Below are 12096 nucleotides of genomic sequence, written 5' to 3'. Positions count from 1 at the left end.
GCCAGCCGTCAGCCCGGAAACCCCGAACACCATGACCCTGCCGCCCGAATTTCACGACTGGTTCGCGCGGCAGGGCTGGCAACCGCATCCGCATCAGATTGCGCTGCTGCGCGCGCGGGGCGACACGCTGCTGATTGCGCCGACCGGGGGCGGCAAGACGCTGGCCGGGTTTCTGCCGGGCCTTGTTGATCTGCGCAGGCCCGCAGGCGGGATGCACACGCTGTATGTATCGCCATTGAAGGCGCTGACGGCTGATATTGCCCGCAATCTGGCGCGTCCGGTGGCCGATTTGGGGCTGAATATCCGCGTCGAGGACCGCACCGGCGACACCCGCCCGGCACAGCGCGCGCGGCAGCGCGTCAATCCGCCTGACATCCTGCTGACCACGCCCGAATCGCTTGCGCTGATGTTGTCCTATGAACAGGCTCCGGCGATCTTTGGCGGGCTGCGCCGGGTGGTGTTGGACGAATTGCACGCGCTGGCCGAAAGCAAGCGCGGAGATCAGTTGATGCTATGCCTTGCGCGGCTGCGCAGCCTTGCCCCTGGACTGATCGTCACCGGCCTGTCGGCCACGGTCGAGGATCCTATGCGGCTGGCCGGGTTCATGGGCGGTGCGACGGTTCTTGAGGCCGATCCCGGTCCCGACCCGGACATCGCCATGCTGCCGACCGCCCGTTCCGCGCCATGGGCCGGTGGCGGCGGGCACTACGCGATCCCCGAGGTGCTGGCCGAGATCAGGGCCGCGACGACGACCATCATCTTTATCAACACCCGCGCCCAGGCCGAGCTGTTCTTTCAGGCGCTGTGGGCCGCGAATGACGACAACCTGCCCATCGGTTTGCACCATGGCAGCCTTGCGCGCGAGGCCCGCCAGCGGGTCGAGGCAGCGATGGCGGCGGGCGAATTGCGCGCGGTGGTGGCGACGGGCAGTCTGGATCTGGGCATTGACTGGGGCGCGGTCGATCTGGTCATTCAGGTTGGCGCGCCGAAAAACGTCAAGCGGCTGGTACAGCGGATCGGGCGGGCAAATCACCGCTATAACGCGCCATCCCGCGCCCGGATCGTGCCCGCGAACCGGTTCGAGGTGATCGAATGCGTCGCCGCCCTGCAAGCCGTGGCCGAGCGCGATCTGGACGGCGATCCGCGCGGGCCGGGGCCCTTGGACGTGCTGTGCCAGCATATCCTGCTGACCGCCTGCGCCGGTCCCTTTGACGCGGACGCCCTGTTCGCCGAGGTCGCCAGCGCCGGTCCCTATCGCGCCCTGACGCGGGCGGATTTCGATGCCTGCATGGATTTCGCGGCGACCGGTGGTTATGCGCTGCGGGCCTATGACCGTTGGCAGCGTTTGATGCAGCGCGACGGCATGTGGCGGCTGCGCGACCCCCGCTCGGCCCGCGATCTGCGGATGAATATCGGCACCATCGTCGATGCGGGGCTGCTGAAGGTCCGCATGCGCGGTCGGGGCGGTGCCCCCCTTGGCGAGGTCGAAGAGGCCTTTGCCGCCACGCTGCATGCTGGCGACACCTTCCTGATCGGTGGCCAGACCGTGCGGTACGAGGGTCTGCGCGACATGGTGGTCGAGGTCACGAAACAGCCCGCGAAACAGCCCCGGATCGCGGTGTTTTCGGGGGTCAAGCTGGCGACATCGACCCAGCTTTCGCATCGCGTGCAGGCGCTGATCGGCGATCCTGCGGCCCATAAGGGTTTGCCGACGGACGCAAGCAACTGGCTGGACTTGCAGGCGCAGGTCAGTGCGTTGCCGCGCCCCGGAGTTCTGGTCAGCGAAAGCTTTCCGCATCAGGGCCGCTGGCATTTCGCGCTGTACGGCTTTGCCGGGCGGAATGCGCTGCAAACGCTTGGGCTGTTGATGACGCGCATGATGGAAGAGGCCGGGCTGGGGCCGCTGGGGTTTCTGTCAACCGATTACGCGCTGCTGATCTGGTCTCTGGACCCGGTGACGGACCCCGCGCCGCTGCTGGACCGGCAGGGCCTGCGCGCGGGGCTGGGCAACTGGCTGGCGGGGAATGCGGTGATGAAACGGACCTTCCGCGATGTCGCGACCATTGCCGGGCTGATCCACCGCAACCTGCCCGGTCAGCGCAAGACCGGGCGGCAGGCCACGTTTTCCAGCGACATCCTGTATGACACGCTGCACAAATACGACCCCGACCATTTGCTGCTGCGCATCACCGCGGATGAGGCGCGACGCGGGCTTGTCGATTTCGACCGGATCGACGAAATGCTGGACCGCTCGCCCCGGCATGACCACCGGATGCCCGGTCGCGTGACGCCCCTTGCCGCGCCGCTGCTGCTGGAGGTTGGCAAGGTTCCCATCTCGGGGCAGGGGCGCGAAAGGCTGGCCGAGGCCGAGGCGGCGGCACTGATGGCAGAGGCGGGACTGGCTTGACGTCTTACGGCCTGGAATTTGCGGGGGAACCGCTAGAGGCGCGGGCATCCGGCGCATTGTTCTGGCCGGCCCGGCGCTGGCTGATCGTGGCGGATCTGCATCTTGGCAAATCCGAACGCATTGCCCGGCGCGGCGGGCCCCTGCTGCCACCCTATGAGGTGCAGGCGACGCTGGAACGGTTGCGGGCCGAGATTGGCCAGACTGACCCGGTTTGCGTGGTCAGTCTGGGTGACGGGTTCGATGATGACGCGGCGGTGACGGCGCTGCCCGAGCCGATCCGCCGGGATCTGCACAGTCTGGCGCAGGGGCGCGACTGGCTGTGGATCAGCGGCAACCACGACCCTGCACCGGTCGGCGCGCATCTGCCCGGCCGGACCTGCACCGAAGTGTCCGACAGGCTGATACTTCGGCATCAGGCGGGTGCGGGGCCAGACATCTCGGGGCATTATCACCCCTGTATCCGGCTGGCGGGGCAGAGGCGGCGATGCTTTGCGATTGGCCGCAACCATCTGATCCTGCCAGCATTCGGCGCCTATACCGGCGGGCTGGACATTGCCGATCCGGCGCTGACCGCGCTGGTGCCGCATGGGCTGGCGGTGGTCTGCGGGACGCGGGCGCTGGCCCTGCCATTGCCGCAGCGAAAGGCTGGCGAGTCAGCGACCCGCCAGCAAAATGGTCGCGGCACAGGGCGTTAGAACGCGTAGTTCAGGCCCAGGCTGATATTCGAATGCTTGGGTGTCGCACGCGTGATCAGGTCGGTGCCGGCATCGCTGAAGGTCACGTCTTCCTTGCCATATTCGCGGAACTGATATTCGGCAAAGACCGACAGATTCGGGCGGAACTTGTGCTCGACCCCGACGCCAAGGATATAATCGGTACGGTTATAACCCTTTTTCTGATTGAAATCACCGACGCCGGCCACCGCCATGTCAAGCGTATAGTCGAAATCCCCGTAAGAGATGCCTGCAAGGCCATAGATTTGTGTTTGCGGCCGGACCAGATAGCCTGCCTTGACCTTGGCCGAGGCGATCCAGTTCACTTCGGATTTCACCTTTACATCGACCATGGTGCCCGAGGCCGTGTCGGTCCCGCTGCGACTGAACGAATCGTCCACGCTGCCGCCCTCGATCGCGACTTCGGGGCCGACCACCCAATTGCCAAAGACCCAGTTGTAACCGGCATGCAGATTGCCGGTGAAGCCCTCGACATCGACATTGCCGATATCGTTATTGCGCTGGACGGTCGCGCCACCCCGGCGGGTTTCCAGCCCGACTTCGTCATCGGCACCAAAGCTGTAGCCGATACCGAAACCGACATAGGGGCCGGCCCAGTCATAGACTGGCGCGGTATCTACCGGGGCGACGATGACAGGCTCGTCTACCGGGGTAACAAAGCCGCCCGACAGGGCGAGGCTTGCCGACATCAACGTGCTGCCGATGACAGAAGACATGAAAACAGATGACTTACGCATAATGAACTCCGACGCGGTCCGAGGGTTAAGTCCGTGGGTTGGTTTTAATAGACCACATATATTAAAAAATAATTGCCAAATATCGCGAATTGACAACGGGTTGTTCGACGAAACTTCCAGCACCGACACATGAATGTCACATGTCCTGCGAAGCATTGGCCGATTCTCGCCCATAGCGTGATTTTTGTCGGCGGATTTCGGGGCCCGTTGCCCAGATGCCATGCAACGCAAGCGCGTAATTTACCTAACGGAGTGCAACGGTGGGGGGGGCAAAAATGCGAAATCCCCGTGCTGCGGGCTGTTCTGGGCATGGGCCGACAAAGGATGATAACCCGGCGCGCAGTCGCGTCATACGGTTGTCCTTGCGTTGGCCGGCCTGTTCTTTGAAGGTGAAAAACGGGCCGAGCGACCGGGACAGGTGGATACGGCAGGGGCATGGACAGCCCGCATCCACCTGCGAAAACAGCTCTTGTAATAATGAAACAGCAAATAATCTCCATATTATTCCTATGGATAGTGAAATCGCCCCCGGAAGCGAACTAATCAGTTGACCAAATGGAAAATTAATTGCATCTTCAGGATGAAGTTAAAGAAATATAATCTTTCAAGAGGTAGACATGCGTCGCGCCTTTCATTTAGATGCACAATACGGATTTTTCACAGCCCTTCTCTTTTTAATCTGCATATTACTTCCAGATGCGACGCGTTCGGCGACTTTTCAGGATGTCATTATTGACCGTTCGGCGGTGGTCCTTGGCGGGACAGGCTTTCTTTCCGAAGGCTCTGTCACGGGATTTGGGCCGACGGTGATCGACCCGGATACGGGACTGGGTTATGTTCCGGGCGTGATCTTCGACGCTTTGGGTCTTGGCACGGCGTCTTTTCTGGATATCGGCTTTCCCCCGACGACATTTCTGGCAGGGGCGATTGTCGATGCCGAAAGCTCGACCGGGTTGATGACGTTTCTGGTCGCGGACAGCGCGTCGAACGCGTTTTTCGCCATCGACCTGCGAAGCGCCATTATCCAGCATGGGATTTTTTCACCGATATTACAAATCGATCCGGCAGCCGTGATTCGTGTCTATGCCGCGAACGCAGTGGTCGTTCCGCTGCCTGCCGGAGCGGTGCTGCTGGCTGGTTCGTTGCTGATGCTGACCGCCTCGCGACGTCGGCGGCGCGATAACTGATCCCAGCCTTCAGAATCCCGATTTTCCGCCGCATATGCATGTGCCGGCACCAATTCTGCATCCGGAGATTACCCTATGCCGAGCGATCGTAACCCGCTTGACGATATCGAATTTGAAAACCTCAGCGATCTGGCGGATGTCGAATATCGTGCCGATGATACCGAGGATCTGGCCCTGGATGGAAAGGGCGGGAATGATGTGATCATGTCCGGTTCGGGGAACGATGTGATCCGGGGCGGTGATGGCGATGACTATGTTTCGGGTGGCGGCGGCAAGGATCTTCTTTCCGGCGGGGCGGGAAATAATATCCTGTCCGGCGGTGCCGGAGGTGATTTGTTCATATTCGACGCTGCCGAAATGGACGGGAACTCTTATAACACCGTCACCGATTTTGATCCGGCAATAGACAAGCTGCTGATCATCGGTTTCGGCTTTGACGATTTTGCGGCCATTCCGTCATTTGTCGCGCCGACCGGCGTGATGCTGCAACTTGCGCCCGGCAAGACAGTACTTTTGCAGCGGGTCTTTTCGCTGGATGATCTGGCGGAGGCGGTCGAACTGGGTTTGCCGGATGAAGAACAATCTCCGGTTGTAACTGCCGGTCTGGCCGAGGATACGGGCATTGTCGGCGACGGCATCACCTCGCATGCCGGGATTGTCGGCAGCATCAGCGCCGAGAATGCTGTGACCGGCCTGTTCCTGTCGGTCGATGGCGCGGCCGAGGTCGATGTCAGCGATTCGCTGGATGATGCGGGCGGGTTCAGTCTGGATCCGACGGATTACGGGGGGCTTGCCGATGGTGCGCATCGCCTGACGCTACGCGCGGTGGACGGAAACGGGACCGCATCATCCCCGGTGGCCGTTGATCTGACACTGGACAGCGCGGCACCCGCGATTTCGGCGCTTGGTCTGGACGCGGCGTCAGATACCGGCCTGCCGGGTGACGGCAAGACCGACCTTCGGGTAATCTCGATCAGCGGGCAGACCGAGGCGGGGGCGGTGGTCGCCCTTGGCGCGCAGCAGGTGACGGCGGATGCCGACGGGGCCTTCACTTTGCCGGGCGTGGCGATTTCGGCGGGCGTGAACAATCTGCAACTGACCAGCACGGATTCTGCCGGAAACAGTGCCTCGGCGACGTTCACGGTCGAGGGAACCGAGCCAGAGGGCGACGATGCGCCCGATGTGGCCGCGCTTGGGCTGGTGAATGACACGGGCGCATCGGACAGCGACGGCGTGACCAGCGATCCCGCAGTATCCGGGTCGGTCAGCGGCGGCACGGTTGCAAAGCTGTGGATCAGCGTGAATGGCGGTCCTGCGGTTGATGCGACGGCGGCGCTGTCGGGCTCGGCCTTCAGCATCGACGAAGCCCTGCTGCGGGCCGCTGCGGGCGGCACGCTGGCAGATGGCGCGCTGGTGGCGCGGGTCATGGCCGAGGATGACGCAGGCCAGCAGGGCGAGGCCGCGCAGCTTGCCTTCACGCTGGATCGCAGCGCGCCGGAATTGTCGGGGGCGGGGCTTGCGGCCTCGTCCGACACGGGGGTTGCGGGGGATCAGATCACCTCGCTGCGCTCGGTCCGGATCACCGGGCAGGGAGAGCCGGGCGCGACAGTCGCGGCGGATGGGGCAAGAACCATCGTCGGGCTGGATGGCAGCTTTGCGCTGAATGGTGTGGCCATCACGGTGGGAAGCAATCTGATCAGCCTGACCACGACGGACCGTGCGGGGAACAGCAGCCAGTCACAGCTTGAAATTACCGGAATCGAGGCTGTCGAGGGTCAGCCCGTGCTGGTCTGGAACGACATCGCGCTTGAAGCCATTGCCGGAAATGCCGAGCTTGCGACCAAGGCGTCGCGGGTGCTGGCCATGCAGTCGGTCGCGGTCTTTGATGTGATCGCCGCGCTTGACGACGCTCCGGCCTTTCTGGTCGATGAATCCGCCGTCAGCGGCAGCAATCTGAATGCGGCGGTGGCGCAGGCATCTCATGCCGTACTCAGCTATGCCTTTCCTGCATTTCAAAGCCAGCTTGACCTGTATCTTGCCGAAGCGCTGGCCGCCGTTCCGGATGGGGCTGGCAAGACGGCGGGAATCGCCCTTGGCAGGACGGTCGCGGACAAGGTGATCGCGATCCGGGATGGCGATGGGTGGAACGATTTCCGTACCCTGCCGGGCAGCGCGACGGCGGGCGAATGGCGCGAAACCGGCCCCTTGTTCGAACCGGCGGTGGACCCGCAATGGGCTGTCATGGACCCCTGGGTGCTGCAAGGCCCCGAACAGTTTCGTGCCCCCGAACCGCCCGCACTTGGCAGCGCCGCCTATGCCGACGCCGTGAACGCGGTCAGGGAAATCGGTGCGGCGGACAGTGCCACGCGTAGCGCCGACCAGACCGAGGCGGCGCTGTTCTGGAAGGACGGGCGCGGAACCGAGACGACGCCCGGACACTGGAACTCGATCGCCACCGATCTGATGCGGGACGAGGGCACCGGTTCGACCGAGGCGGCGCGGGCGCTGGCGATCCTGAACGTGTCGGTCGCGGATGCGATGATCGCGACATGGGACGTGAAATACACCAGCCGGCTGTGGCGCCCCGAGGATGCGATCCGTCTGGCCGATACGGACGGAAACCCGCTGACCACCGCCGATCCCGACTGGCAGCCGCTGGCCATCGCGCCCGCGCATCCGGACTATGTTTCGGGCCACTCGGCGGCTTCGGGCGCTGCGGCCGAGGCGCTGACCGCGCTGTTCGGGACGCATGCCTTCACGACCGAAAGCCTTGGGCTGGCTGGGGTCGAACGGTCCTTTGACAGTTTCTGGCAGGCGGCGCAGGAAAATGCTGCCAGCCGAGAATGGGCCGGCATCCATTTCGCCTTTTCGAACAAGGCCGGGCTGGAGCTTGGGTCAGATGTCGCCGGATGGGCGCTGGCCGCCTTTGACGACCGGACGGATGCCGCCCCGCCTGTCGTGCGTCTGAACGTCACCTATGGCTATGCCGAAGCGCTGTCCTTCGCGGTCTCGGGGTCGGTGCTGGACACGCTGTCGGGTCTGGCGCGGTTGACCGTCGCCATTGATGATGGCGATGCCGCGACCGATCCGGTAGAGCGGCAGGTCGCAGTGAACGCAAACGGCACGTTTTCGGCCCTGCTGGACCCGGACAGCGCAGATGGCACCTATACGCTGTCCTTTGTGGCCGAGGATGCCGCCGGGAACGTATCGGGGGCAGTTACCTCGACCGTGGTGTTCGATACGGCGGATCCGGTTCTCAGTTTCCGGGGGCTGGTCGATGGCGCATTGTATGGCAGCGCGGCACGGCTTGCCGGGACGGTTGACGGCACCGGCTCGCCCATTGTTGCGCTGGCCTATCAGATCGACGGCGGCCGGACCCATGCGCTGACCTACAACCCGACGACCGGCGCTTTTGATTCCGCGCTGAACCTGTCGGCATTGTCGCAGGGCGATCACATGGTGACGGTGATCGCGGCGGATGCGGCGGGCAATTCGATCCGTCAGGACATCGCGCTGGATCTGCCCGACCCGGTACCCTTCATGGTGACGCGTGTATCGCCCGCAAGCGGTGCGAAAGAGGTTGGCGCGACCTTCCGCCCGGAAATCCACTTCTCGCGCCCGGTCGATTCGGCGACTGTGACCGCCGAGACCATGTTTCTGACCGATGCCGCAGGGGAAAAAATTCCTGCCAATATTCAAGTCAGCGAAGACGGGCTGAAGGCATGGCTGTTTCCCTCGGCGGCGATGCCGGGGGCCAGCAGCATCCGGATCAATGTGACCGGCGGTATTCAGGCGCGCGACGGCACCGCGCTGGATGGCGACGGCGATGGCGCGGCGGGTGGCAGCCTGACATCCGGCTTTACCACCGTTTCGACAACGGCGGTCCCGAACACGACGCTCAGCGGTTTTGTCGTGGATCCGGGCAAAGACCTGAAACCGATGACCGTCGATGATTACTCGGTCGGCCTCGACGGGATCGACTATACCGCAGACGATGTGTTCCACAGCCCGATTGCCGGGGTGAAGGTATTCATCCTTGGCCGCGAAAGCGAATTCGTGCTGACCGACGCGAATGGCCGGTTCGAGCTGACCAACGTTCCCTCGGGCAATGTCAAGGTCGCCATTGACGGGCGCGCGGCCACGAACGCGCCGGACGGGATTTTCTGGCCCGAAATGGTGATGGACGCGAAAATCATCGCCGGGCAGGCCAATACGCTGATGGCCTCGCAAGGGTCGGTTCAGCAGCGCGAGGCGGTGCAGGGCCGGGGCGAGGTCTATCTGCCACGCGTGCCCAGTGAAATCCTGACCGATGTTTCGGCCAGCGACGAGACGCAGATCACGATGCCGGTCTCTGCCGCGCAGGATCTGACCGATGAGCAGCGCTCGCAGGTCAGTCTTGTCCTTCAGCCCGGTTCGGTCGTGGATGAACATGGCGATCCGGTCACGAATGCGCAGGTCGGCATTTCCACGGTTCCGCCCGAACTGGTGATGGACATGCTGCCCGACGGCATCATGCAGCACACGTTCGACCTGACCATTCAGGCCCCCGACGCAGCGGTGTTCACCACGCCCGCCGAACTGACCCTGCCGAATGTGTTCGAGGCCGCTCCGGGCACCAAGCTGAACCTTCTGTCCTTTGATCACACCACCGGTCGCCTTGTGATCGAGGGGACGGCCACGGTTTCCGCCGATGGCAAGACGGTGACGACCGATCCCGGCACCGGCATCACAAAACCCGGCTGGCACGGCATGACCCCGCCCGGCGGCTGCGGCGGCGACGGCGGCCCTCCGAAGCAACCCGAAGAGCCAAAGCCCGAGGACACGACCGAGGAACTGGCCCCCGAAATCGTCGCGCTGATCTTTAACGAAGGCGCGGGCTTTTCGTGGGAACGGACATGGACCGCGAAAGAGGAACTTGAAGACACACCGCCCCCGCCCCCCGGCGAAGACGAATGCGCCCCGCCCGCCCCGCCCGGGGACACGGACCAGCATCAGCCCGATCTGAAGGTCAAGATCACGATTGACGGGCCGCTTGGCGACTTTCTTAAGAAATCGGGCGACCTGAAACTCCAGAACACAGAGTTCGTGCTGCGCGCGGGCACAGGTAAGGAAAAGTCCCTTGGGCTTGCGGCTCAGTCTTTCGATGAGATGGAGGCCGGCACTTTTTTCGGGCTGTTTGGCACAACGGGGATCAAGGCGTGCGAGGATAATATCCTTTTCGGGTCAAAGGTCACAATCGAGGAAACGACCACCCGCCCCGATGGCTCAAAGCACACCGTCAAACAGGATGTCTGTTTCACGCGATACGTGGATGCGACGGACGATAACCACGCAGACAAGAAAACGGAATTCAACGACGCTTTGGTTGCTGGTGTCAAACGTGAGGTCGGGCTTGATATTCGCGGCGGAGGCGGTCTGAAAGCAAGCATCGTCAGCGGCACAGAGTTCACGGCATCCACAGCCAAAATCGGGTTCGATCCAAGCGCGGCGGGTGCCAGGACAGCAGAACTGAAATTCACTTATGACGGCGGGATCGAGGTCGCCGAGAAGATCGCGCTGGCAGGAAACGGTAAGGATCCGCAAAAGATATTCATTAACACAGCGTCGCTTGAACAGGCCCTGGCCCAGATCGCCGGCCCCACGCCGCCCGCCGCTGTCAATACTGCGGGGCTGTCGCCCTCTGATTACGCGCTTATCGACAACCTGGACGCGGCCGGAAATGCCGTAAACGAACGCGCTGCAATAGCGGCTGACGTCAAGGCGCGGGTCGAGGCGGATTACGCAACCTATGCGTCCGGGATTCAGTTCGTGAATGTGTCGGGGGCAGACGCCGTCACCGTCAACTACAACTTTGACCCAGAAGACCTCTACTATGGCAGGGCCGATCAGGTCGATATCGGCGGCTTGCAAACCGTTCTTGCAAACGAAGAGACCTATTCGCGCTCGGAATTGTTTTTCAAGCTTGATAAAGAGGTCAATCAAACATCTTCCGGCGTCGTGAACGTTTACGCGGACACGGTTCTGGAGATTTTCACCCCCTCGCGGGCAGAGTTGATCAAGTCGCTGGCGGATACTACAGCCCATGAAGCAGGCCATACACTTGGCCTAGTACATACATGGAAATCTTTCGACGAAAGCTTTCTGTGGATCGACTATAAAACCACCAAATCCGCCGGGCGTGGAACGGATGGCAAGGGCGACATCATGATGGGGCATGCGGGGGATCCCAACCCCCCGTTATCCTTTACCTCGATGACCGACGAGGCCGTCAGAATTCTTTCAAACATGACCTATACGCGTGCCCAGATCGAGTCCGCGTTCGATTACTATTACGGCAATATCGTCAACGAGGGATATTTTGCCGCCCTCGAAGGTGTGGATGACGGCGATCACGGTAGCCCGCTGTTCACAGGGCCAAAGCTGCTGATCTCGCAGCCAAATGGGGTTCCGTTCTTCCGGGGTCTCGATTTTGGCAGCGTCGGTCTGGATGACGGTGCGGTAAGCCAGACGCTGCTTCTGATCAATGCGGGCGACGAGCTTCTGGTCCTTGAGAGCATGGCACTGCAAGGCCGGGGGCTAAGCGTGGTCGGTGGCGACATCGCAGGAACAGAACTTGTTCCGGGTGAGGCGGTCGAGCTTGAGGTTTTCTTTGACCCCGACCATGTCGGCGCGCAGTTTGGCGGGCTGAGCGTGACCTCGAACGATCCGTCGGGCACCGCCACCCTCCAGATCTCTGGAAACGCGCTCAATATGGGGGCGACCATTTCTGTGACGTCCCCTAATTCCAACATCGGCGGCGTGGACCGGGGCGTGACCGAAAGCGTGGACGAGATGTTCACGATCACCAATCAGGGGCTTGAGGATCTGGTGATCGACGGGATTGCGCTTGCGGATACGGCGGCGGCGTTCGGGTTGACCGGGGTGCCGGCCGATCTGGCGGCCAGTCCGCTGACCCTTGCGACGGGCGAAAGCTTCAGCTTTGGCGTTTCCTTCACCGGCGTCGCGCCGGGCCTGTCGCGTGGCGAGATCGT

The 12096-nt window shown here is 62.6% G+C and carries 5 protein-coding genes; 4 read left to right on the top strand and 1 reads right to left on the bottom strand.

What is annotated here, in order from left to right:
* Nucleotides 1-31 precede the first annotated feature (31 nt).
* Together ACK5L9_RS06005 and pdeM are read left to right on the top strand one after the other, a co-directional pair.
* Nucleotides 32-2407, top strand: coding sequence for a ligase-associated DNA damage response DEXH box helicase (locus ACK5L9_RS06005; RefSeq protein WP_416910605.1), 2376 nt, complete (start codon nt 32-34; stop codon nt 2405-2407).
* A complete protein-coding gene (pdeM, locus tag ACK5L9_RS06000; RefSeq protein ID WP_416910554.1) occupies nt 2404-3102 on the top strand; it encodes a ligase-associated DNA damage response endonuclease PdeM in 699 nt (232 codons plus the stop codon). Before ACK5L9_RS06005 ends, pdeM begins: the two co-directional genes overlap by 4 nt.
* Here pdeM and ACK5L9_RS05995 read toward each other — a convergent pair.
* The gene (locus ACK5L9_RS05995) at nt 3099-3878 is read right to left on the bottom strand and encodes an outer membrane protein (protein ID WP_416910553.1); all 780 of its coding nucleotides are present in this window, start codon (nt 3876-3878) and stop codon (nt 3099-3101) included. The two genes, pdeM and ACK5L9_RS05995, sit on opposite strands and share 4 nt — an antisense overlap.
* 617 nt (nt 3879-4495) lie before the next feature.
* Between ACK5L9_RS05995 and ACK5L9_RS05990 the strand changes: the two genes are divergently transcribed.
* Both ACK5L9_RS05990 and ACK5L9_RS05985 read left to right on the top strand, forming a co-directional pair.
* Nucleotides 4496-5065: a VPLPA-CTERM sorting domain-containing protein gene (locus tag ACK5L9_RS05990; protein WP_416910552.1), complete on the top strand. Its 570-nt coding sequence runs from the start codon at nt 4496-4498 to the stop codon at nt 5063-5065.
* Between the two features lie 75 nt (nt 5066-5140).
* Nucleotides 5141-12096, top strand: a 6956-nt coding sequence (locus tag ACK5L9_RS05985; protein ID WP_416910551.1) for an Ig-like domain-containing protein, incomplete at its 3' end; no start/stop codon positions are given.

The sequence above is a fragment of the Paracoccus sp. (in: a-proteobacteria) genome (assembly GCF_047973135.1).
In the GTDB taxonomy this organism is placed as follows: domain Bacteria; phylum Pseudomonadota; class Alphaproteobacteria; order Rhodobacterales; family Rhodobacteraceae; genus Paracoccus.
This window is presented reverse-complemented; position numbering and strand designations above follow the sequence as displayed.

What these genes read in the sequence shown, in the direction of transcription:
- ACK5L9_RS06005 (WP_416910605.1), top strand. Translation starts at nt 32, where the DNA reads ATGACCCTGCCGCCCGAATTTCACGACTGGTTCGCGCGGCAGGGCTGG.
- ACK5L9_RS05995 (WP_416910553.1), bottom strand. Translation starts at nt 3,878, where the DNA reads ATGCGTAAGTCATCTGTTTTCATGTCTTCTGTCATCGGCAGCACGTTG.
- ACK5L9_RS05990 (WP_416910552.1), top strand. Translation starts at nt 4,496, where the DNA reads ATGCGTCGCGCCTTTCATTTAGATGCACAATACGGATTTTTCACAGCC.